The sequence below is a fragment of the Microbacterium suaedae genome (assembly GCF_003254645.1).
In the GTDB taxonomy this organism is placed as follows: domain Bacteria; phylum Actinomycetota; class Actinomycetes; order Actinomycetales; family Microbacteriaceae; genus Microbacterium; species Microbacterium suaedae.
In genome coordinates, this window is record NZ_PNFD01000001.1 from 1,197,486 (window position 1) to 1,219,522 (window position 22,037).

General features: G+C 69.3%; 19 protein-coding genes. 10 read left to right on the top strand and 9 right to left on the bottom strand.

Annotated features, from left to right (window positions below):
• Positions 1–70 precede the first annotated feature (70 nt).
• The 8 genes from C0012_RS05325 to C0012_RS05360 all read left to right on the top strand — a co-directional run bounded on the left by C0012_RS05325 (position 71) and on the right by C0012_RS05360 (position 8,532).
• The gene (locus C0012_RS05325; protein ID WP_110590047.1) at positions 71–1,804 is read left to right on the top strand and encodes a dihydroxyacetone kinase family protein; all 1,734 of its coding nucleotides are present in this window, start codon (positions 71–73) and stop codon (positions 1,802–1,804) included.
• Positions 1,801–2,271 (top strand): ribose-5-phosphate isomerase, encoded by a 471-nt coding sequence (locus C0012_RS05330; protein ID WP_110590048.1) that lies wholly within the window; start codon positions 1,801–1,803, stop codon positions 2,269–2,271. The genes C0012_RS05325 and C0012_RS05330 overlap by 4 nt, the downstream gene beginning before the upstream one ends.
• A complete protein-coding gene (locus C0012_RS05335) occupies positions 2,271–3,029 on the top strand; it encodes a triose-phosphate isomerase family protein (RefSeq protein ID WP_110590049.1) in 759 nt (252 codons plus the stop codon). The genes C0012_RS05330 and C0012_RS05335 overlap by 1 nt, the downstream gene beginning before the upstream one ends.
• Positions 3,026–3,808, top strand: a complete 783-nt coding sequence (locus C0012_RS05340) for a sugar phosphate isomerase/epimerase family protein (protein WP_110590050.1) — start codon at positions 3,026–3,028, stop codon at positions 3,806–3,808. Before C0012_RS05335 ends, C0012_RS05340 begins: the two co-directional genes overlap by 4 nt.
• The gene (locus C0012_RS05345) at positions 3,805–4,659 is read left to right on the top strand and encodes a phosphogluconate dehydrogenase C-terminal domain-containing protein (RefSeq protein WP_110590051.1); all 855 of its coding nucleotides are present in this window, start codon (positions 3,805–3,807) and stop codon (positions 4,657–4,659) included. The genes C0012_RS05340 and C0012_RS05345 overlap by 4 nt, the downstream gene beginning before the upstream one ends.
• Positions 4,656–5,411: an SDR family NAD(P)-dependent oxidoreductase gene (locus C0012_RS05350; protein WP_110590052.1), complete on the top strand. Its 756-nt coding sequence runs from the start codon at positions 4,656–4,658 to the stop codon at positions 5,409–5,411. The genes C0012_RS05345 and C0012_RS05350 overlap by 4 nt, the downstream gene beginning before the upstream one ends.
• Before the next feature lie 146 nt (positions 5,412–5,557).
• Positions 5,558–7,495: a hypothetical protein gene (locus C0012_RS05355; protein ID WP_110590053.1), complete on the top strand. Its 1,938-nt coding sequence runs from the start codon at positions 5,558–5,560 to the stop codon at positions 7,493–7,495.
• Positions 7,492–8,532, top strand: coding sequence for a nucleoside hydrolase (locus tag C0012_RS05360; protein WP_110590054.1), 1,041 nt, complete (start codon positions 7,492–7,494; stop codon positions 8,530–8,532). Before C0012_RS05355 ends, C0012_RS05360 begins: the two co-directional genes overlap by 4 nt.
• A gap of 61 nt (positions 8,533–8,593) precedes the next feature.
• Here the strand turns inward: C0012_RS05360 and C0012_RS05365 are convergent, their stop codons facing one another.
• The 4 genes from C0012_RS05365 to C0012_RS05380 are packed head-to-tail and all read right to left on the bottom strand — an operon-like array spanning position 8,594 to position 13,744.
• Positions 8,594–9,427 (bottom strand): ATP-binding cassette domain-containing protein, encoded by an 834-nt coding sequence (locus tag C0012_RS05365; protein WP_110590055.1) that lies wholly within the window; start codon positions 9,425–9,427, stop codon positions 8,594–8,596.
• Positions 9,424–11,274, bottom strand: a complete 1,851-nt coding sequence (locus C0012_RS05370; RefSeq protein ID WP_198411060.1) for a dipeptide/oligopeptide/nickel ABC transporter permease/ATP-binding protein — start codon at positions 11,272–11,274, stop codon at positions 9,424–9,426. Before C0012_RS05370 ends, C0012_RS05365 begins: the two co-directional genes overlap by 4 nt.
• Entirely contained in the window at positions 11,271–12,212 is a 942-nt protein-coding gene (locus tag C0012_RS05375; protein ID WP_110590141.1) for an ABC transporter permease, read from the bottom strand. The genes C0012_RS05370 and C0012_RS05375 overlap by 4 nt, the downstream gene beginning before the upstream one ends.
• Positions 12,213–12,217: 5 nt before the next feature.
• Entirely contained in the window at positions 12,218–13,744 is a 1,527-nt protein-coding gene (locus tag C0012_RS05380; RefSeq protein WP_110590057.1) for an ABC transporter substrate-binding protein, read from the bottom strand.
• A gap of 168 nt (positions 13,745–13,912) precedes the next feature.
• Between C0012_RS05380 and C0012_RS05385 the strand changes: the two genes are divergently transcribed.
• On the top strand, positions 13,913–14,581 hold the full coding sequence (locus tag C0012_RS05385; RefSeq protein ID WP_110590058.1) for a TetR/AcrR family transcriptional regulator: 669 nt from the start codon (positions 13,913–13,915) through the stop codon (positions 14,579–14,581).
• A gap of 19 nt (positions 14,582–14,600) precedes the next feature.
• Here the strand turns inward: C0012_RS05385 and C0012_RS05390 are convergent, their stop codons facing one another.
• From C0012_RS05390 to C0012_RS05410, 5 genes are all read right to left on the bottom strand, one after another.
• A complete protein-coding gene (locus C0012_RS05390; protein WP_110590059.1) occupies positions 14,601–16,031 on the bottom strand; it encodes a DUF1593 domain-containing protein in 1,431 nt (476 codons plus the stop codon).
• 120 nt (positions 16,032–16,151) lie between these two features.
• Positions 16,152–17,195, bottom strand: a complete 1,044-nt coding sequence (gene rhaS / locus C0012_RS05395) for a rhamnose ABC transporter substrate-binding protein (protein WP_110590060.1) — start codon at positions 17,193–17,195, stop codon at positions 16,152–16,154.
• A gap of 52 nt (positions 17,196–17,247) precedes the next feature.
• Positions 17,248–18,300, bottom strand: coding sequence for an ABC transporter permease (locus tag C0012_RS05400; RefSeq protein WP_110590061.1), 1,053 nt, complete (start codon positions 18,298–18,300; stop codon positions 17,248–17,250).
• A complete protein-coding gene (locus tag C0012_RS05405) occupies positions 18,297–19,325 on the bottom strand; it encodes an ABC transporter permease (protein ID WP_110590062.1) in 1,029 nt (342 codons plus the stop codon). The genes C0012_RS05400 and C0012_RS05405 overlap by 4 nt, the downstream gene beginning before the upstream one ends.
• Entirely contained in the window at positions 19,322–20,791 is a 1,470-nt protein-coding gene (locus C0012_RS05410) for a sugar ABC transporter ATP-binding protein (RefSeq protein ID WP_232527783.1), read from the bottom strand. Before C0012_RS05410 ends, C0012_RS05405 begins: the two co-directional genes overlap by 4 nt.
• A 209-nt stretch (positions 20,792–21,000) precedes the next feature.
• Here C0012_RS05410 and C0012_RS05415 point away from each other — a divergent pair, with 209 nt between their 5' ends.
• On the top strand, positions 21,001–22,008 hold the full coding sequence (locus C0012_RS05415; RefSeq protein ID WP_110590064.1) for a LacI family DNA-binding transcriptional regulator: 1,008 nt from the start codon (positions 21,001–21,003) through the stop codon (positions 22,006–22,008).
• Positions 22,009–22,037: the final 29 nt, after the last annotated feature.

Here is a 22,037-nt window from a genome sequence, read left to right on the forward strand (position 1 = left end):
AGGGACAACTTATCCCTCCGGTCGCGAAAAGGCGATTGCAATTGGTCAACCGGTTTGTCAGACTGGGCGCATGACCCGCCTCTGGAACAACCCCGCCGACTTCGCGGACGAGATGGTCGATGGCTTCGTCGCGGCCAACCGTCGGTACGTCCGCCGCGTATCGGGCGGCGTCGCGCGCAGGGCGAAGACCCCCGCGGGGCAGGTCGCCGTCGTGGTCGGCGGCGGCAGCGGCCACTACCCCGCCTTCGGCGGCCTCGTCGGCCCCGGTCTCGCGCACGGCGCCGCGATGGGCAACCTCTTTGCCTCGCCGTCGACCCAGCAGGTGCTCTCCGTCGCGAGGGCAGCCGAGAACGGCGGCGGGGTCCTCCTCAGCTACGGCAACTACGCGGGCGATGTGCTCAACTTCGACGCCGCGCAGGCACAGCTGCGCGACGCGGGCATCCCGTGCCAGTCCCTCGCCGTGACCGACGACGTCTCAAGCGCCCCGGTGACCGAGAAGCACAAGCGCCGCGGCATCGCGGGAGACCTCACGGTGTTCCGGATCGCGGGGGCTGCGGCCGAGCGCGGCGCCACCCTCGACGAGGTCGCCCGTCTCGCGGCGCACGCGAACGAGCGCACGCGATCCTTCGGCGTCGCATTCAGCGGGTGCACGCTTCCCGGAGCCCCCGAGCCCCTCTTCGAGGTCGAGGAGGGCCGGATGGCCGTCGGGCTCGGGATCCACGGTGAGCCCGGGCTGCGCGAGACCGGCGTCCCGACCGCCGATGGGCTCGCGGAGATGCTCGTCGAGCGGCTGCTCGAGGAGCTCCCCGACGGCGTCGACGCGCCCCGCGGCGCGCGCGTGATCCCGATCCTCAACGGCCTCGGCTCGCTCAAGTACGAGGAGATGTTCGTCGTCTACCGCCGTATCGCGCAGCTCCTCGAAGAGGCGGGCGTCGAGGCCGTCGATCCGCACGTCGGCGAGTACTGCACGAGCTTCGACATGGCGGGGACGTCGCTCACGCTGCTCTGGCTCGACGACGAGCTCGAGCAGCTCTGGGAGACCGGCGTCGACACGCCCGCCTACCGCCGCGGATCGGTCGAGCGGTCCGGCGAGGTCGTCGCGGAAGACGTCGCGGACGACGCAGAGGACGAGATCGGGACGGCCGACGCCGAGGGGCGCGCCGTCGCGGCCGTCATCGCCCGCGCGTTCGACATCGCGCGGGAGACGATCGACGGCAACGTCGACGAGCTCGGCCGCCTCGATCAGATCGCCGGCGACGGCGACCACGGCATCGGCATGCAGCGCGGCGTGCACGCCGCCCAGGCCGCGGCCCACGACGCAGCCTCGCGCGGAGCCGGCGCCGCGACGACCCTCGCGCGGGCGGCCGATGCCTGGTCCGACAGAGCCGGCGGAACCTCGGGGGCGATCTGGGGCGCGATCCTCGGCACCGTCGCCTCCTCCCTCCGCGACGACGGATCCCCCGAGGCCGCAGCTCTCGCCGCCGGCCTCTCCTCGGCGGCCGAGCGCGTCCTCACCTTCGGCGCGGTTCCCGGCGACAAGACGCTCGTCGACGCGTTGGCACCCCTCGTCGAGAGCTTCGCGTCCGCCATCGCGAACGGTCGCTCCGTGTCCGATGCCTGGAGCGACGCCGCGGATGCCGCCTCCCAGGGCGCGAAGGACACGACCGACATGCTCCCGCAGATGGGCCGCGCCCGCGCGCACCACGAGAAGGCGCTCGGCACACCCGACCCCGGCGCGCACTCGCTCGCCCTCATCGCCCAGGCGCTGACGACCCTCCCCGACGGAAAGAAGGCACGATCATGACGGAACCACTTCGCATCGTCATCGGCGGCGACGACGCCGGCTTCGGCTACAAGGAGATCCTCAAGAAGGATCTCGAATCGAGCGATCTCGTCGCGAGCGTGGTCGACGTGGGCGTCTCCGAAGACGGCCACACTCCCTATCCGACCGTCGCTATCGAGGCCGCCGAGCGCGTCGCGCGCGGCGAGGCCGACCGCGCCCTGCTCATCTGCGGCACGGGCCTCGGCGTGGCGGTCTCGGCCAACAAGGTCGCGGGGATCCGCGCCGTCACGGCGCACGACAGCTTCTCCGTCGAGCGGTCGGTGCTGTCGAACAACGCGCAGGTGCTCTGTATGGGTCAGCGGGTCGTCGGCATCGAGCTCGCACGACGCCTGGCCAAGGAGTGGCTGACGTACCGCTTCGATGAGACCTCGGCGAGCGCCGCGAAGGTCGCCGTGCTCGACGAGTACGAGAGCACCGGATCCTGCTGATGACGCACCTCACGGTCGGGGTGAGCCTGAAGATGTACTTCGGGCACGAGCGGGCGCGCTCCTGGTTCGACGCGGTCGCCGCGCGCGCCCGCTCACACCCCGCCGTGACGAGCGGCGCCGTCACGCTGTTCGTGACGCCGACGTATCTGCAGGTCCTTCCCGCCGTCGACGCCTTCCGCGGAACCCCCGTGCGCGTCGGCGGCCAGGACGTGGCGGCCGCCGACGAGGGCGCGTTCACGGGCGAGGTCTCGGCCGCGGAGCTCGCCGAGGTGGGCGCGTCGATCGCCGAGATCGGACACGCCGAGCGGCGACGCCTGTTCGGCGAGACCGACGCGGTCGTCGCGGAGAAGACCCGGGCCGCCCTGCGCGCCGGGCTCACGCCGCTGCTGTGCATCGGCGAGGAAGAGCAGGCGGATCCGGCGCGTGCCGCCGAGCTCTCGGTCCGGCAGCTCCGCGCCGCGATTGGCGACGCCGAGGACGGTCCCGTCATCGTCGCGTACGAGCCCGTGTGGGCGATCGGCGCGCCCGAGCCCGCGGGCGAGGATCACGTGCGCATCGTCGCGCGAGCGCTCCGCGCCGCCCTCGCCGACCGGCCCGGATCCGCCGTCATCTACGGAGGCGCCGCCGGCCCCGGTCTCCTCACGACCCTGGGCGACGCGGTCGACGGCGTCTTCCTCGGGCGCTTCGCCCACGATCCCGACGCCCTTCTGGCCGTCCTCGACGAGGCCGCCATCGTCGCCGAGGGGCGATCGACGTGATCGGGCTCGGCACCTATGCCTACTTCTGGCAGCACGCCGAGGGGCTCTCGCTCGCGGGAGCCTTCGAGGACACCCGTGCCCAGGGCGTCGAGCTCTTCCAGATCTGCGACTACGCGCCGCTCGAGGAGATGACCGCGCCCCAGCTGCGCGACGCGGCCCGGGCCGCGCGCGACAACGGGCTCTCGATCGAACTCGGCACGAAGGGGATCGCGCCGGATCGTCTGGCGCGCTTCCTCGATCTCGCCGAGATCTTCGATGCCCGCCTCGTGCGCAGCATGCTCTACACCCCCGGCTCGCGCCCGACGCTCGAAGAGGCGACCGCCCTGCTGCGCGCTGCGATCCGCTCCTACGAGAGCGCCGGGGTCGAGCTTGCCCTCGAGACCTACGAGCAGGTGCCGACCCGCGACCTCCTCGGCGTGATCGACGCGGTCGGGAGCGACGCTCTCGGCATCTGCCTGGATCCCGCGAACGTCGTCGCGCAGCTCGAGAGCCCGCGCGAGTGCGTCGAACAGACCGCCCACGCCGTGAAGAACGTGCACGTGAAGGACTTCGCGTTCGCGCGGCAGGACGGCTGGGTCGGCTTCACCTACAGCGGCGCCCGGATGGGTGAGGGGCTCCACGACTACGACCACCTGCTCCGCGTCGTAGATCCGCGCGCACGGGGCATCAACGAGGTCGTCGAGCACTGGCTGCCGTGGCAGACCGATGCCGTGACCACGATCCGAAACGAGCGGGACTGGACCCGCGCCACACTGGAACACCTGAGGAGCACGCCATGAGCGAGAAGCACACCATCGCCGTCATCGGGGCGGGCGGGAAGATGGGCACGCGGGTGTCCGACAATCTCGCACAGACCGACCACGATGTGCGGTACGTGGAGACCTCCCCCGCGGGACAGGAGCGCGTGACGGCGGCCGGCCGAGCGCTGAGCGACGCGGCGAGCGCGGTCGCGGACGCCGACATCGTGGTGCTCGCGGTTCCGGACCTCGCCCTCGCCGCCGTCACGGCGGATCTCGTGCCGCAGATGAAATCCGGATCCGTCTGCCTCACGCTCGATCCGGCCGCAGCCTACGCGGGCCTCCTCGCCGAGCGCGACGACGTGATCCAGGCCGTGGCGCACCCCTGCCACCCGTCGATCTTCCTGCAGCGCGAGACGCCCGAGCAGTGGGCCGACACCTTCGGCGGGATCGCCGCCCCGCAGGATGCGATCGCCGCGGTCGAGAGCGACGACCCCGCCACGAAGACGCTTGTCGAAGACACGGTGCGCGCCATCTACGCCCCCGTCATCGACGTGCACTGGGTCACCATCAAGCAGCTCGCGCAGCTCGAGCCGACGCTCGTCGAGACCGTCGCCTGCATGATCGGCGAGCTGCTCAACGAGGCGCTGCAGGAGGCGATCCACACGATGGGCGTCCCCGAAGCGGCCGCACGCAGCATCATGTACGGGCACACCCAGGTGGCGCTCGCCAACGGCCTGCGCGGCGACAACCCCTTCAGCGACGCATGCCTCATCGCGATGAAGTACGGTCGCGAGACGATCGTCAAGGACGACTGGAAGAAGATCTTCCGCGACGACGAGCTCGACAAGAACCTCGCGAACATGCTGCACCTGGAGAAGATCGAACGATGACACGACTCGACGAGAAGACCGCGTTCATCACGGGCGCCGGTTCCGGCATCGGCGAGGCCGTCGCGAAGCGGTTCGCCGCCGAGGGCGCCCGCGTCGTCATCGCCGATCGCGACACCGCGGCAGCCGATCGCGTCGCGGCCGAGATCGGTGCCGCGGCCCGATCCGTCACGGTCGACATCTCGGACGAGGATCAGGTGCAGTCGGCGTTCGCGGCCCTGTCGACCGACGGATGGGCGCCGAACGTCGTCGTCGCCAACGCCGGAGTGCAGCTCTTCGGCCAGGACGCCGAGATCGCCGAACTCGACGTCGAAGCCTGGCGCCGCACGGTCGACATCAACCTCACCGGCACGTTCCTCACCGTGAAGCACGCGGTGCGCTCGATGCTCGCCTCGGGAGGCGGATCCATCATCCTCACGGGCAGCCCGACGGGCGTCACGGGCGAGGGCAGCGAGTTCACCGCGTACAGCACGACGAAGGCCGGCGTCCACGGCCTGGGGCGCACGGTCGCCGCCGCCTATGCGAAGCGCGGTATCCGGGTGAACACGGTCGTGCCGTCCTACGTCGAGACGCCTCTCGTCTCGGCGATCAGCGACGACCAGTCGGCGCGCGCGGCGATCACCTCGCGCATCCCGATGGGGCGGCCGGGCACACCGGGCGACCTCACCGGCGTCATGACGTTCCTCGCCAGCGACGACTCCGCGTTCGCCACGGGCGCGATGTTCACCGTCGACGGCGGCATGACCACCCTGTAGCGGTGCCCGGATGCACACCGGGCCCCACACCGCCGCGCCGCCCCTGCACAACGACGCCAATTCTGCGCGGAGAAGCCGGTACCCCGGCGTGTCCGGCCCCGTCCGGCCAGAATTGGCGTCGTTGTGCAGTCTGAGAGAGGAACATGATGACGTGGATCCGGGAGAGCGTCCGGACGATCCGGCTCGGTGGGTGGGCGGTCGAGATGCGCGACGAAGACCTCGCGGGGATCTCCTACCGCGGGCGCGAGGTGCTGCGGTCCGTGCGCGCCGTCGTGCGCGACCGCGATTGGTCGACCGCAGAGTGGACGGTGGACGGCGTCGAGGTCGGGGCGCCGCGCGCCGAGGTTCTGACTCCGCGCCCAGATGGGCCCCCGCTGCCGCGAGGCTCGGTGCGACGCGAAGCGGCGCCTCGAGAGGCAGTGGGGACCGAGGAATCCGGCGAATCCGTCAGCATCTCGGCGCAGCCTCAGGCGCTCAGCGAAGCGCGCGTCGCCCTCTCCTCGACCTCCTTCGACGTCGATCTCCGCGCGCTCCTGACCATCCGCGCGCGGGGGTCCAAGCTCTCGATCGCGCTCGAGGTGACGGCGTCGGGAGCGTTCCTCACCAACCGCACGGGTCTCGTGGTCCTGCATCCGCCGTCGCTCGCCGGGGCGCCCCTCGAAGTGGTCCATTCCTCCGGCGAGGTCGAGCGCACGAGCTTTCCCACCGCCATCTCGCCCCACCAGCCGGCGTTCGACATCGTGGGCCTGTCGTGGGAGGACGTCCGCGTCGATCTCGACGGCGACACCTTCGAGATGGAGGATCAGCGCAACTGGACCGACGCCTCCTACAAGACCTACAGCCGCCCGCTCTCGCTACCGTTCCCCTACGAGCTCGCGGCCGGCGATCCCGTGCGCCAGACGGTGACCGTGACGGTGGATCCGGTGCGTGGCGCCACCGGTTCACGCGCTCCGAAAGGGCCGTCGGTCCACCGGAAGGCGCCCGCGCGACTCGGAGCGGCGGATTCGCGCGACACCGTCGGCGCATCGACGGAAGTTCCGCCGCTCGACGAATGGACCGCGGCCGGTGAGATGCCCGCGGTCTCGGTCGGCGCATCGACGGCTCCGGGCGCCGGCCCCGCGTCGGAGCCGATCGGATCCGAGCTTCTCGTCGAGCTCGACCTGGGCTGGGCGGGATGGCCCGCGGCTCTCGCGCGCGCCGCCGAGGGCGGAGCCACGTTGGACGTGCGCCTGGTCCTGCCCGAGAACGATGCCGAAACGCGCGTAACGGAAGCGGTCCGCGCCCTCGCCGCCCACCGCGTCGTGCGGATCGCGGCGTTCCAGCCCGCGGGCCACGAGGCGCAGCACGTGTCCGACGAAAAAGCGACACGGATCCTGCGCGCCGCCCTCGAGCGGTCGGGCCTGCGCGTCCCGATCGTCGGCGGTGCGCGCTCGCACTTCACCGAGCTGAACCGCGAACACCACCGGCTCCCCCACGACCTCGACGGCCTCGTCTTCAGCACGACGCCGCTGTTCCACACGCTCGAGACGCGCCAGCTCGAGGAGGCCGTCGCCATGCAGCGTCTCGTCGCCGAGCAGGCGGTGCGCATCGCACGCGGGAAGCCGGTGCACATCGGCCCCGTCACTCTGCGCACGCACGTCAACAATGTGGCGACGACGCCCCCTCCGCGCCCCGCGGCGCGCGACCTCTCCGCGGGATACGGCCCCGAGCTGCTCGACGCCGACGACGAGCGCCAGACCTCCCCCGAGCTCGCGGCCTGGACGATCGCAAGCGCCGCCGCGCTCACCGTCCCGGGCGTCGAGTCCCTCTCGTTCTACGAGGCGTGGGGCCCGCGGGGGATCCGCGCCGCCGACGGCGACGAGTTTCCGGTCGCCGCAGCTCTCCGCGCGCTCGCCGCGCTCGACGGCCCCGTCACGACCGCGCACACGCCCGACGGGAAGGTGTGGGCGATCCGCTCGTCGCAGACGACGCTTTTCGCGAACCTCGATGCGGTGGAGCGCGTGGTCGGGGGCACGCGGGTGGCGCCCCGCGGGTGGCAACGGATCGGCACACACGGCACCCCGACGATTGGACGGAAACGATGACACGAATCCCCACAGACGAACAGCAACACGACCACCCCCGCCCCACCTGGCGCCTCGGTGAGGCACCGTGGCAGGTGATCCCGCCGGTTCCGGGATATCGGGCGCGGGTCATCGTCGACAACGACTTCTCGGGAGATCCAGACGACCTCCCCCAGCTCGTGCATCAGCTGCTGACCCCGAGCGTCGAGACGCGTCTCGTCGTCGCGTCGCACCTCTCGCCCCGCGACGCCTTCGATCCGTCGGACCACTCGGCGCAGAACGCCGAGCGCATCGCGCACGACGTCTTCGCCCGAATGGGGCTCGCCTCGACCGAGATCATCCGGCGCGGCAGTGAGCTCCGCCTGCCCGATCGCGCGACGCCTCGCCCGTCGCCCGCGGCCGACGCCATCGTGGCCGAGGCGATGCGCGACGATGACTCTCCCCTGTTCTATCTCGCCGGGGGCGGGCTCACCGATCTCGCCTCCGCCCTGCTCATCGAACCGCGCATCGCCGACCGCATGACGCTGATCTGGATCGGCGGCAACGAGCACCCGGACCTCGCGGTTCCGCCGCCCGGCGCGATGCCGATCGAGTACAACCTGCTCATCGATCTCACGGCAGCGCAGGTGGTGTTCGACGGCTCCGCGATCCCGATCTGGCAGGTTCCGCGCGATGTCTACCGCCAGTGCCTCGTCTCGAGCGCCGAACTGCGTACCCGCATGGCCGCGACCGGCCCGCTCGGTCGGTACATGTACGACGAGATCGCGGTGGTCGCGCGTGCCGCAGCGGAGTTCGGCAGCGGTCCCGCCGAGACGTACGCCCTGGGCGATTCGCCCCTCGTCCTGCTGTCGTCGCTGCAGTCGACCTTCGAACCGGACTCGTCATCGAGCACCCACGTCGTTCGCTCGACGCCCGCGATCGCCGACGACGGATCCTACGTCCCCGTCGAGGGGGCCCGCCCGATGCGCGTCTACACCTCGGTCGACACACGCCTGATGTTCGAGGATCTCTTCCTCAAGCTCGCGGAGTTCGACCGCTGGGCGACGGCGACCAGCTGAGAGACACAGCAGCGGGGCGCCTCCTCGGCGCCCCGCTGCGCGATCCGCGCCCCTCGGAGCCTCACGCCTCCGCGTCGAGCACGGCGCGACGGGCGATGCGGCGCTCCTCCTGGCGATCCGGATCCGGCACGGGGGCCGCCATGAACAGCCGCTGCGTGTACGGGTGCTGCGGCGCCGAGGTCACCTGATCACCGTCGCCGTACTCCACGATCTCGCCGCGATACATGACCGCGACGCGGTGGCTGACGTGACGGACGACCGCGAGGTCGTGCGTCACGAACAGATAGGCGACGCCCGTGCGCTCCTGGATCTCGATGAACAGATCGAGCACGCGCGCCTGCGTCGAAAGATCGAGCGCCGAGACCGGCTCGTCACAGACAATGAGTTTCGGCTCCAGTGCGAGCGCGCGAGCGATGGCGATGCGCTGGCGCTGTCCGCCCGAGAACTCGCGCGGCAGCCGCCGGGCCGCGTCGGACGGCATGCCAACCTGGTCGAGCAGGTCTCCGACGCGCTTCTTCGCCTCGGGCGCGGGCGTGCCCGACGCCGTGAGCGGCTCGGCGAGGATCTCCTCGATGGTCATCGACGGGCTGAGCGACGAATACGGATCCTGGAACACGACCTGGATCTCGCTCGCGAGGGCGCGCCGCTCGCGTCGCCCCAGGTGCGAGATGTCCTGCCCGCCGTAGTGGATCGTTCCCTCGGTGACCGGAGCGAGCCCGAGAACAGCCCGGCCCAGCGTCGTCTTGCCGGAGCCCGACTCGCCGACAAGGCCCACCGTCTCTCCCGGCAGGATGTCGAGCGACACCCCTTTGAGCGCGCGGAACGGCTTGCCGCGCAGCCCCGAGCCCGGGTACTCCACGACGAGATCCTTCACATCCAGCAGCGGCTCGGTCATGATGCGCCTCCGTTCTGAAGGGGTGCGCGCGCGGGGCCCTCGTCGAGGATCGCGTCCAGAAGCGCGCGGGTGTAGGTGTGTTCGGCGTTGCGGAAGATCGAGCGGACGGGGCCCTGCTCGACGAAGCGACCATCCTGCATGACCGTGACGCGGTCGCACAGATCCGCGACGACACCGAAGTTGTGGGTCACGAGCAGCATCGCCATGCCGCGCTCCCGCTGCAGATCGCGCAGCAGATCGAGCACCTCTGCTTGCACCGTGACGTCGAGGGCGGTCGTCGGCTCGTCGGCCACGATGAGATCCGGATCGGTCGAGACGGCGCCCGCGATGAGCACGCGCTGCGCCATGCCGCCCGAGACCTCGAAGGGGTAGGCATCGAAGGTGCGCCGCGGATCCGGGATCCCGACGCGCTCGAGAAGCTCGAGAGCCCGCCGCGTCGCATCCGCCTTCGACATCCCGAGCGTCTGCCGCAGGGGCTCGACGAGCTGGCTGCCGATCGTGAACGACGGATCGAGATTCGTCATCGGTTCCTGCGGGATGTACGCCACGCGGGTGCCGCGGATCCCCGCATACGCCGCGTCGCCTGCGTCGGCGAGCTCGACGCCGTCGAACTGCACGGATCCGGCGCTCACGTGGCCGCCGCGCGGCAGCAGGCCGAGCAGTGCGAAGGCCGTCTGGCTCTTGCCGGATCCCGATTCGCCGATGAGACCGTGAACCTCGCCGCGGCGGATTTCGAGCGAGACGCCGTGGACGACCTCGATCGCCTCACCCTCGGCCTGGTCGTAGGCGACCCGGAGGTCACGGATCTGGACCAGTGCGTCGCCCGCACGGGATTGCGAGCGCTCGTCGTCGGGGTGCACGATGACGTCGTCGTCGCCCGACACCGGGATCTCGTCGAGATCGACGGGTGCGTCGCCTCCGCTCATCGAGAACGAGGTCGTGACGGCAGCGATCGAGCCGGTGCGGTCGACGACCGCGCGACGACGACGCCGACGCACGGGCGCCGTGCGCTCGAGCTGATCCCGCAGAGCGTTCGCGAACAGGGCGAGCGCGATGCTGGTGACCGCGATGGCGAGCGAGGGCCACAGCATGAGGAGCGGCGTGCGGTAGATGTTGAGGAACGCGTCGTTCAGCATCTGGCCCCAGGTGGGAACGGACAGGTCGCCGAGACCGAGGAACTCGAGCCCCGCCTGAACCGCGATCGTGATCCCCATGACGATGGCCGACTGCACGATGATCGGCGCGCGCACGGCGGACAGCACGTGACGACCGACGATGCGCATATCGCTGAGCCCGGAGACGCGGGCCGCGTCGACGTACAGCTCCTCGCGCACGTTCCTCACGGTCGCGTACACGAGCCGGTAGTAGACGGGCGAGATGATGACACCGAACACGAGCATCGCCGCGAACACGCTGGGGCCGACGACGGCGCGCGCGGCGAGCAGCACGACCATTCCGGGCAACGCCATGATGAGCGAGGTGACCCAGCTGGCGCTGACGTCGAACCATCCCTTGTAGTAGCCCGCGGCCAGCCCCGCGATCACGCCGATGACCATCGCGACGACGAGCGCGAGAAGGGCCGCGGCCACGCTGATCTGGGTGGCGGCGAGCAGGCGGGAGAACACATCGCGGCCTGCGCTGTCCGCTCCGAGCAGGTGCTCGGCGCTGGGCGTCGCCAGAACCGCATGCAGGTCGGCGCGATTGGGGTCGTGCGGAGTGATCCACGGGCCGACGACGGCGACGGCCGCGATGATCGCGAGCACGATCGTGGCAGCGAGGCCGAGCGGGCGGCGGATCACGCGCCGCATGAGGGAGGGGGTTTTCTGATTCCGGACGGCGGTGGTCATGACAGTCGCACCTTCGGGTTGATCGCGGCCTGTGCCAGGTCGATGATGAGGTTGACGATGACGACGACGATGGCCGTGACGACGACCACTCCCATGACGACGGGGATGTCGCCCTGCGTCGTGGCCTGCACCGTCAGCTGCCCGAGTCCGGGCAGGGCGAACACCTGCTCGACGACGACCGCGCCGCCCAGCAGTCCGATGAACTGCACGCCGAGCACCGCAACGGCGGGTGCCGAAGCGTTCCGAAGCGCGTGCTTGTACACCACGCTTCGGGCGTTGAGCCCGCGTGAGCGCAGCGTGCGCACATAGTCCTTGGCAAGCGCGTCGATCATGGATCCGCGGATCTGTTGCGCGACCGCGGCGATCGCGCTGATCGACAGCGCGATGATCGGCAACGTCACGGATCCGATCCATCCGGTCACGGAGTCGCTGAGGGGGATGAATCCCGTCGCGCGGAACCACCCGAGCTCGATCGCGAACAGGAGCACGAGATAGAGCGCGATGAGGAATCCGGGGACGGCGAAGCCGATGACGGCGAGGAACTGCACGAGACCATCGATCCAGCCTCCGCGTCGCGCGGCGACGACGCCGAGCAGCACGGCGAGGATCGCCGCGAGAAGGGTCGCCCCGATCACGAGGGTGAGCGTGACGCCGAGGCGACCTGTGACGCTCACGGAGACGAACTGGCCGTCGAACCAGCTCCGGCCCAGATCGCCCGTGACCGCGCCCATGACCCAGTCAGCGAACTGCGCGATGACCGGGCGATCGAGGCCCAGCTCGGTGCGCAGCTGCGTGACCGTCTCGGCGGTCGCGTTCTGTCCGAGGATGCGTCGGGCGATGTCGCCCGAACCCACGTAGAGGAGAGTGAAGGCGACGACCGAGACGGCGGCGATCAGCACGAGGCCCGCTCCGATGCGGCGAAGAATGTAGGGAATCATCTCGGTCACTCCTGCCCGGTCTCGGGACGGATGTCGTAGATCGCCGGGATGGCGTTCGTCGGCAGCATGTCGACGTGCGTGCCGGGCGCCACGGCCATGCTCCCCTGCACCCGGTACCACGGCACGAACCAGGCCTGCTCGACGAGATAGCGGTTGAGCTCCGTCGCCGCCTCGACGCGCTCGACCTCGTCGCCGAACTGCATGCGCTCGAGCAGAGCGTTGACCACCCTGTCCTCGGTTCCGAACGGATTGAAGATGGCGCCGGGCGAGACCATGAACTGCGACAGCTGCCAGTCGGGGTTCTGCTCGAGCGCCATGAACGAGGCGGGGAACTTCGGCGCGAGAAGATCGGCGATGAAGTTGTTGCCCGGGTCGGTGTATTCGGTCTCGATGCCGATCTCGGAGAGCTGCTGCGAGATGAAGGTGTAGGTCGCAGACCCGAGGAGCGTCGAACTCGGCATCGAGAGCGTGAATCCGTCCTCGTACCCGGCCTCGGCGAGCAGCTCGCGAGCCTTCTCGGGATCGTAGGAGTAGAAGTCATCGAGAGCGGGGTCGTATGCCTCGCTCGTGACGGGGAACACCTGGGTCGTCACAGATCCGGCACCGCGCTGCAGCGCTTCCAGAAGCGCCTCCCGGTCGAAGGCGTAGTTGAGCGCGCGGCGTACGCGGACGTCCGCGAGCTCGGGTGCCATCGTGCCGTCCCTGTCGAGGAGGAGCAGCCCCTGGAAGTCGAGCTCGTTGGAGGCGATCGACCAGCCGGCGCCCTCGACCTGGTCGAGGTTGTTGTTGTCGGCGAGCCGCACCGCGTCGGCCTCATTGGCCATGATGGCGTTCACGGCGGCCGCCACGTCGTTGTAGACGTTGATCTCGACCTCGTCGTAGTGCTGAACCTCAGGGTTCCAGTACTCGGGGTTGGCCTCGTAGACGTAGCTCGTGCCGGTCACGGTCTCGCGGGTGTCGAGAACGTACGGCCCCGATCCCACGGTCTGGGTCGCGAGGTCGACGCCCGCGTCGATCGCCTCGCCGCTCGCAACAAGCCCCGCCGTGCGGGTGAGGTAACTCAGGAGGCCCGGATCCGGGGCCGAGAGGCGCAGGATCACCGCGTCGTCTCCCTGCACGTCGACGTCCTCAAGCGATGCGAGGTAGTTCGCGTTCGGGGATGTGCCGTCGCGGAACCGAAGCAGGTTCTGCTTCACGACCTCGGGCGTCATCGCGCTGCCGTCCGTGAATGTGACGTCGTCGCGCAGGGTGAGCGTCAACTCGGTCGCGTCGTCGTCGTACTCCCACCCCGTCGCGAGCCACGGTTCGATCGTGCCCTCGGCGGTCGCACGCAGAAGCGTGTCATAGGCGGCCTGGTAATACATCGCACGATTGCCCCATTCTGAGGCCGCCGGATCCAGGGTGGCGGGCGCGAGGATCATTCCCGTCGTGAGAGTGCGGTCGCCGCCATCGCCCCCGTCCGTTCCCGCGCACCCCGCCAGCGCGAGCGAGGCGGCCGCCGCGGCGGCCGCGGCTTTCCAGCGGATCTTCATCGGTCCTCCTGCTCTCGCGATCCCTCATCGGAACGCGTCCTGCAGGGGACCGTAACAGCAATCCCGAGCGATCACTAGGTTTTGATGACAAATAACTAGCAGCCGCTCGGATTTCGTGATCTGATGGTGATCTAGAGGCGCGCAGAAGCGCTTTCCGGAGGAGCGAAGATGACCATCGACACGGACGAGCCGACACGATCGCGCGGGCCCTATGCGAAGACCGCCGCGGTGCGGGAGACGATCCTCGACGCCGCCACGGACGTGTTCGCGGAGTCAGGCTTCCGGTCCGGCTCGATCCGCGGCATTGCGGCGCGCGCCGACATGAGCGAGGCGGGGGTCCTGCATCACTTCCCGTCGAAGGCCGCCCTCCTCGAGGGCGTGATGCGTCTGCGCGACGAACGTTCCCTGGAACTCGCCCCGATCGGTGACGGTTCTGGGGCTGATGTGGTGCGCGGCTTGCTCGTCCTCGCCGCGCACAACCAGGCACACCCCGGCATCGTGAAGCTGTACACTACGGTCTCCGCCGAGGCGGTCTCACCCGACCATCCCGCGCACGCCTACTTTGTCGAGCGCTATGAGTTCGTGCGTACGTCGATCGGCACAGCCTTCCGCGAGCTCGCCGCCGAGGGCTGCCTCCGTGAGGGCATTGACCCGGAATCCGCCGCGATCGCGACGGTCGCGCAGATGGACGGCCTCCAGGTGCAGTGGCTCCTGCACCCCGACCAGATCGACATGGCCGCCCACCTGCGCGGATTCCTCGAGGCCCTCGTCAACATCAACCTCGATATCGCCGATGAGGGTCGCCAAGAAACGTCAGTACAAGCACCCTCACACTGACGTTTTCTGGCGACCCTCTTCACGCCACGGTCAGCACGAAGCGCGCGTAGCCCGTGAGCATCGGCTCTCCCGAGTCGGTCGCCTCGATGAGCACGTGGGCGACGTCGCCCGGGCGGGCGTCGTCCGGGATCCGCGCGGCGCAGCCTCCGGGCGTCCGCTCTACAGCGGCGATCGCGGTGCTCGCATTCTCGTCCGCGAACGCGCGGATCCGCACCTCATCGCCATCCGGATCCGTCGCCGCGAACGCCAGCTCGACGCGCTCCCCCGGAGCGACCGTGCGGTCGAGCGCGCCCTGCGCCTCGACGCGCGGGGCGTGGTTCGCCGCCGAGAACTCGGGCGTGACGGTCCACCGCAGCCGCGCCGCGAGGTCGCGCTGGTAGGCGCCGAACCATTGGCCCACCTCGCCCGCGTCGGAAGGCGGGCGACCGAGGTCGAAGGTGAGCGGGTTCACGCTGCGCCAGCGGCGCGGATCCTCGGGATCGGGCTCCTGGCGCCCTCCCCATCCGCCGAATGACGGATCCTCCCAATTGCGCAGCCCGTTGTCGATGTGCAGCGCGAAGGTCGACGAATCGCCCTCGGAGATCCAGGATCCGTCGGGCTGCGGTGGGCACCACACCTCGTAGCCCTGCTCTTCGAGCCCCTCCTTCGTCGCGCCGGGAACGCCGAAGTAGTCGGCCGCGTCGAAGCCCTCAGCCATCTGCCGGCCGTCTCCCCACACGCGGTATTCGGCCCCCATGGGGCCGACGGAGGTGATGTTCTCCCGCATCCACGCGGGAGCGAGGTACGCCCGGTCTTCTTCCGACACGACCGCGAAGGCGAAGTAGCCCCACGCGACGGTCGCGACATCGCGGAACTCGATCTCGGGCCAGCGCGGGCGAATGTACTCCCGGAACGTGTCGTCCTGCTCCGCGAACGCCGTAATGACGGTTCGGCGGCTGATCAGCTCATAGACGTCACCCCACTGCGGGGTGTCGCGGAACTCCTCCTCGATCGACAGGAGGGCGCGGGCGATCGTGTTCGTGCCGCCCCATGCCTGTGCGAACACCTGACCGGGCGCGTCGGCGAGGAGCACATCGCGCACGAGATCGGATCCCGGCGTCGGCTCGCGCATGTCGCCGACATCCGCAACGTTTCCGAGCTTCACGATCCTCCGCAGCTCGTCCGGGTGCGGATAGCGCGGATCGTGCCGGACGAGGTTCTCGTACGACTTCTCGTAGGCGTCGACGGCGACGTCGATATGCATCCGGTCGCCCGGCGCGGGCCACCGGAAAGGCGCGACGCCGCGCTCCGCATCTCCCGCGAAGTGGAACCGGCTGGACGAGGACACGAGAGCCGCGATGTCGATCTCGTTGCTGTACAGCAGCAGCCGCAGCATCGAGTTGAGGTCGTCGAGCTCGGGGTCGGTCGTGACGATGATGCGCGGCGTCGCGCGGGGGTCGAAGTCGGGCATTCCTCCATGATCCCCTAACCGGTTGACCAATTGCAATGGCCGTGTGGCCGACCCTCCCCACAACCACGACGGGGCGCCCGCCCCAGCCTCATGGCCAGGTCGGGCGCCCCGATCGACGACTCAGAAGTCGAAGTCGTCGATGTTGTCCGCGTCGAAGACGAACGGGTCGCCGAGCAGCACGATTCCGTCGGCGCCGACGGTGAACTCACCGAGCTCGCCAGCCTCGAACGTGTCGCCCTCGGCGCCCGTGATGTCGCCCTCGGCGAGAGCGGCGGCCGCGTACGTCGCGAGCGCGCCCAGGTCCTCCGGGTTCCACAGCGCGAAGGCCTCGACCGTGCCATCCTCGACGTACTCGCGCATCTGGTTCGGCGTCCCCAGGCCGGTGACCGAGACCTCGCCCTTGGCGTCGGAGTCGGAGATGTAGCGCGCGGCGGCTGCGATGCCGACCGTCGTCGGCGAGACGATGCCCTTCAGATCCGGGTACGTCTGCAGCAGCGCGGCGGTCTTGTCGAACGAGGTCTGGTCGTCGTCGTCGCCGTAGACGGTGTCGACGATCTCGATGTCGGGATAGGTGTCGGCGACGTAGGCCTCGAACGCCTCGTTCCAGGTGTTCTGGTTGGTCGCGTTCGCCGAAGCGGAGAGGATGGCGACCTGGCCCTCCTCGCCGATCTGCTCGGCGATCAGGTCTCCCTCGACCTTGGCGATGCCCGCGGCGTCGACCTGGTTGATGAACAGGTCGCGGCAGTCGGCGTTCGTGTCGGAGTCGAAGGTGACGATCTTCACGCCGGCGTCGCTCGCCTCGTTCAGCGCATCGCAGATGGCGTTCGGGTCGTTGGCCGAGACCACGAGGGCCGAGCGCTGCTGCTGTGCAGCCGTGTTGATGTAGCTGACCTGGCCGTCGGGAGTCGCCTCGGTAGGACCGACCTCCTCGAAGGAGGCACCGAGAGCCTCAGCCGCCGCCTCGCCCCCGATGCGCGACGCATCGAAGTAGGGGTTGCCCAGGTTCTTCGGCAGAAGGGTGATCGAGAGCTCGCCGGAATCCGAGCCTCCACCACTGCTGGATCCGCCGTCACCACCGCTGGTGTCGGCGCATCCGACGAGGGCGAGGGCCGCAGCCGCGGTCACGGCCACGCCGGTCGTCATGCGCTTCAGAGAGAACGTCATTGTCATTCCTTTCCATCGTGTGCGCCGGGAGCGGGAGCCCCGGCGAAGTGCGTCAAGAGGTGGGAGACGAGGTGATGCGGGCGGGCGACACCTTGGCGCGCCTCGTCTTCACCCACGCGTACAGGCTCGCCCCCACCACCGAGATGATCAGCAGGCCGCCGGTGATGATGTTGATGATGTCGCTGGTCACACCGCTGAGACGCAGCGCGCTCGAGAGCGCCCCGATCAGCAGCACTGCCGCGATGACACCGTGGATCCGGCCGCGCCCGCCGAACACCGACACGCCGCCGAGCACGACAGCCGCGATGACTTGCAGTTCGAGGCCCGTCGCGTTGTCGCCACGGGCGCTGCCGTAGCGCAAGGTGTAGAAGATCCCGGCGAGCGCGGCGACCGCGCCCGCGAGAACGAACACGATGAACTTCGTGCGCTCGACGTTCACGCCCGAGAAGTGGGCGGCCTCCTTCGACTGGCCGACGGCGAAGATGCCCCGGCCGAAGGGGGTGAAGTGGAACAGGACGACGAAGATCACCAGCAGCACCAGGAACGGCACGATCACCCAGGGGATCTGAGTGCCCGCGAGCTTGGCCTTGGCCAGCGCCGTCCAGAACTCGGGGAACTCGGTGACGGCCGTGGTGCCGAGCACGCCGACCGCGATTCCGCGGAACAGCGCGAGCGTGCCGATCGTGACCGCGAGCGAGGGCAGACCAACCGTGGTGACGAGGAACCCGTTGAACGCACCGCCAACCACACCGACGATGAGCGCGATGAGAGCCGCGGCCTCGAAAGGCATACCACCCTGCACGAGGGCACCGGTCGTCACGCTCGCGAGCCCGGCCATGCTGCCGACCGACAGATCGATCTCGCCCGTCGTCATCACGAGAGTCATCGGCAGGGCGATGAACAGGATGGGCGTCACATCAAGCAGCAGATAGTTGTACGTCAGGGGCTGTGCGAACCCGTCGACGGTCGCCGAGGCGACGATCAGAACGAGCGCAAACAGGCCGATGATGGCGAATTCCCGCGTCATCAGAACACGGCGCCACAGCGGTCGCTCGTAGTCGAACCGGACGACGTTGGTCGTCGTCGTGGATGCTGCGGTGGTCATGATTCGTCCCTCGCTTCGATGAGGCGTCGTCTCTGCCGAAGAGCGAGCACGCGGTCGAGCACGATCGCTCCGATGATGAGCACGCCGACCACGGCCTGCTGCCAGAAGTCGGGGATGCCGAGAATCGGGAGCGCGCGGTTGATCGTCATCAGCAGGAAGGCGCCGATGGCCGCTCCCCAGACGGTTCCGACACCGCCGACGATGGCCACACCGCCGATGACGGCGGCGCCGATCGCGTCGAACTCCCATCCGGCCGCGGCCTGCGAGTCGATCGTGCCGTAGCGGGCCGCGTAGAACACGCCGGCGAGTCCCGCGAGCGTTCCGGAGAGGACGAACGCCGTGAGCACGCGGCGGGTGGTCTTCAGGCCGTACAGCTTCGCCGCCTCGGGATCGGATCCGATCGCGTACAGCTCGCGTCCCGATCGCGCGTTCTTCAGATACCACGCCGCGAGGATCAGCACGATGATCGCGACGATCGTCAGCACGGGAATCGAGAGGATCTGGGCCGTACCAAGGCTCAGGAAGGCCTTGGGCATATCCGCACCGTTCACCCGGTCGCTGCCGGCCCACAGCACGTTGATGCCTCGGTAGGCATAGAGCGTGCCGAGGGTGATGACCATCGCCGGCACCTTCGCGAACGACACGAGCATGCCGTTGATGAGGCCGAGCAGCGCGCCGAACAGCAGCGCCGCGAAGACGACGACCACGATCGGGATCCCGGGGAAGTCCACGAACAGACGGCCGGTGAGGTAGGCGGTCAGGCCGATCACCGAGCCGACGGAGATGTCGACGTTGCGGGTGATGATGACGATCGCCTGGCCGACGGCAACCAGCAGCAGCGGCGCCGGAGTCACCAGGAGGTCGCGCCACCCGTCGCTAGAGAAGAGGAAGTTCGGGTTCTTGCCGGTCGCGGCGGCGACGACGAGGAAGAGCGCGAGCAGAATGCCGATCTCGCGCATGCGGGCGCCGCCGAAGATCGCCTTCAGACGACCGGTGCTCTGCGCCGTGGTGGCCGTGGTGGTCATGAGTGCGGCTCCGATGCGTGAGTTGCGGCGTGCATGACGTTCTCGCTGGTCGCGTCTGCGCGATCGATCTCGGCGGTGATCCGCCCCTCATGCATGACGAGCACGCGATCGGCCATGCCGAGCACCTCGGGCAGCTCGGACGAGATCATCACGATGCCGAGCCCCTGACCGGCGAGCTCCGACAGCAGCGCGTGAACCGCCGCCTTCGTCCCGACGTCGATGCCGCGGGTGGGCTCGTCGACGATGAGGACCTTCGGGTTCGTCGCCAGCCACTTGGCCAGGACGACCTTCTGCTGGTTTCCTCCGGAGAGCGTTCCGGCGATGGTGTCGAGCGCGTGGCTCTTCACCTCGAGCTTCGCCGCCCACCCGCGTGCCGCCCGATTCTCGATGCCCGTCGTGATCAGGCCGAACCGAGACAGCTCACGCTGGATCGCGGAGGTGATGTTTCCGCCGACGGTCGCATCAACGACGAGGCCCTGCTTGCGGCGGTCCTCCGGGACGAGCGCGAGACCTGCGCGCATCGCAGCGGTCGGCTTCTTGGGAGGGACGGTCCGCCCGTCCATGGTGACGGTGCCGGAGGCGTAGCCGTCGACGCCGAACACGGCGCGCACCACCTCGCTCCGGCCAGCCCCGACGAGGCCGGCGAGCGCGACGATCTCGCCCGCCCGCACCTGAAAGGAGATGTCGTGGAAGACGCCGGGGCTCGTGAGGGAATCGACCCGGAGCAGCTCCTCGCCGACGGCGGTCTCCTGCTTCGGAAACAGCTCGGTCACGTCGCGCCCCACCATCTGACGGACGAGGTCGTCGACCGTCGTCTCAGCGATCGGCTGCGTCGCGATGTATGAGCCGTCACGCATCACGGTGACGGTGTCGCACAGATCGAAGACCTCGTCGAAGCGGTGGGAGATGAACATGATGGCCCGGCCCTCATCGCGGAGGCTGCGCGCGACCGCAAACAGGCGGTCGACCTCGACCCCGCTCAGCGCGGCGGTCGGCTCGTCCATGATCAGCACGCTCGCGTCGAGCGAGATCGCCTTCGCGATCTCGATGATCTGCTGATCGGCGATCGAAAGGCCCTCGGTGATCCGGTCCGGATCGAGGTTCACACCGAGGCGAGCGAAGATCTGCTCGACCTCGACGCGCATCGCCTTGCGGTCGATGCGTCCCAGCGCGCCGGTGGGCTGCCGCCCCATGAAGATGTTCTCGGTGATCGACAGATCCGGGAACAGCGTCGGCTCCTGGTAGATCACCGCGATGCCGGCTTCCTTCGACTGCGCGGTGCTGGAGAAGTCCACGTCCTCCCCGTGCAGGCGGAAATCACCGGCGTCACGGCGGTACAGACCGGCCATGATCTTCACGAGGGTCGACTTGCCCGCGCCGTTCTCGCCGATCAGCGCGTGGATCGAGTTCGGGTGCAGGGCGAGACTGCCCGAGCGAAGCGCGACGACGGGCCCGAAGGACTTCACGACGCGATCCAGCTCCAGAGCAGGCCCTGAAGACCTGCGATCGGAATCTAGGGCGACCACTTACGGTCCTCTCCTTCGAGGGGTTGCGACACTGAACTGTGCCTGAATCGATTCATGCTTCGTTCAAGGTAACGTAGTTCACACCGCGCCCACGACACAAGCTCGGGACGGTGATCAGATCGTGATGCGCCTCGAGAAAGGGAGAGCGGGTGCCCGTCAGTATTCGCGACGTCGCGCAGCAGGCCGGCGTATCCGTCGGCACGGTCTCGAACGTGCTGAACCGGCCGGACACGGTCTCATCCGATTCCGTGGAGCGCGTCACTCAGGCGATCGCGGAGCTCGGCTATGTTCGCAACGACGCCGCCCGGCAGCTGCGGGCCGGCGTCAGTTCGACGATCGGCTTCGTCGTCCTCAACGGGCAGAACCCGTTCTACAACGAGGTCGTCCGCGGCGCCGAGGACGAGGCGTCCAAGCACGGCATCGCGATCCTGTACGGGAGCACGGATGAGGATCCGTCGCGCGAGAAGGTCTACCTCGACCTCTTCCGGCAGCAACAGGTCCGCGGCATCCTTCTCGCCCCCTACGGCGACGTGCTCACCGATCTGCGGGATCTCCGACGCGCGGGTATCGCCACCGTCCTCGTCGACCGCTTCAACGCCGACAACGAGTTCTCGTCGGTGTCGCTCGACAACGTGACGGGCGGGCGTCTCGCCGCCGAACATCTGGCCGACATCGGCCGACGACGCATCGCCTTCGTCGGTGGGCCGTTTCAGCTGCGCCAGGTCAGCGACCGACTCGCGGGGGCCCGCGCGGCCGCCGAGAACGGCCCCACGCCGCTCGGCCTCGAGGTCCTCGCCACCGACGCCATGACGGTCGAGGCCGGGGTCGCCGCGGGGCGACGCCTTCTCGAACGCCCCCGACGCGACTGGCCGGACGCACTGCTCGCAGCCAACGACCTCATCGCGCTCGGCCTGCTGCAGTCACTGGTCATCGACGACAGGATCCTCGTGCCGAACGACATCGCGCTCATCGGCTTCGACGACATCCCCTTCGCCGGATCCGCCGCGGTGCCGCTGACGTCGGTCCGGCAGCCGGGCCGAATGATCGGCCGCACGGCGCTGCGGACGGTTCTCGAGGAGGCCGACGACGCGACGAACCTCCCCCGTCAGACGGTCTTCCCACCCGAGCTCGTCGTGCGCCGCTCGACGAGCGGCTGAGCCCGGGAGCACGGACGGCGGGCGAAATC

Excerpts from the sequence above, each read along its gene's own strand:
- C0012_RS05325 (WP_110590047.1), top strand. The coding sequence starts at position 71 with ATGACCCGCCTCTGGAACAACCCCGCCGACTTCGCGGACGAGATGGTC.
- C0012_RS05330 (WP_110590048.1), top strand. The coding sequence starts at position 1,801 with ATGACGGAACCACTTCGCATCGTCATCGGCGGCGACGACGCCGGCTTC.
- C0012_RS05335 (WP_110590049.1), top strand. The coding sequence starts at position 2,271 with ATGACGCACCTCACGGTCGGGGTGAGCCTGAAGATGTACTTCGGGCAC.
- C0012_RS05345 (WP_110590051.1), top strand. The coding sequence starts at position 3,805 with ATGAGCGAGAAGCACACCATCGCCGTCATCGGGGCGGGCGGGAAGATG.
- C0012_RS05350 (WP_110590052.1), top strand. The coding sequence starts at position 4,656 with ATGACACGACTCGACGAGAAGACCGCGTTCATCACGGGCGCCGGTTCC.
- C0012_RS05355 (WP_110590053.1), top strand. The coding sequence starts at position 5,558 with ATGACGTGGATCCGGGAGAGCGTCCGGACGATCCGGCTCGGTGGGTGG.
- C0012_RS05360 (WP_110590054.1), top strand. The coding sequence starts at position 7,492 with ATGACACGAATCCCCACAGACGAACAGCAACACGACCACCCCCGCCCC.
- C0012_RS05365 (WP_110590055.1), bottom strand. The coding sequence starts at position 9,427 with ATGACCGAGCCGCTGCTGGATGTGAAGGATCTCGTCGTGGAGTACCCG.
- C0012_RS05370 (WP_198411060.1), bottom strand. The coding sequence starts at position 11,274 with ATGACCACCGCCGTCCGGAATCAGAAAACCCCCTCCCTCATGCGGCGC.
- C0012_RS05375 (WP_110590141.1), bottom strand. The coding sequence starts at position 12,212 with ATGATTCCCTACATTCTTCGCCGCATCGGAGCGGGCCTCGTGCTGATC.
- C0012_RS05380 (WP_110590057.1), bottom strand. The coding sequence starts at position 13,744 with ATGAAGATCCGCTGGAAAGCCGCGGCCGCCGCGGCGGCCGCCTCGCTC.
- C0012_RS05385 (WP_110590058.1), top strand. The coding sequence starts at position 13,913 with ATGACCATCGACACGGACGAGCCGACACGATCGCGCGGGCCCTATGCG.
- C0012_RS05390 (WP_110590059.1), bottom strand. The coding sequence starts at position 16,031 with ATGCCCGACTTCGACCCCCGCGCGACGCCGCGCATCATCGTCACGACC.
- rhaS (WP_110590060.1), bottom strand. The coding sequence starts at position 17,195 with ATGACGTTCTCTCTGAAGCGCATGACGACCGGCGTGGCCGTGACCGCG.
- C0012_RS05400 (WP_110590061.1), bottom strand. The coding sequence starts at position 18,300 with ATGACCACCGCAGCATCCACGACGACGACCAACGTCGTCCGGTTCGAC.
- C0012_RS05405 (WP_110590062.1), bottom strand. The coding sequence starts at position 19,325 with ATGACCACCACGGCCACCACGGCGCAGAGCACCGGTCGTCTGAAGGCG.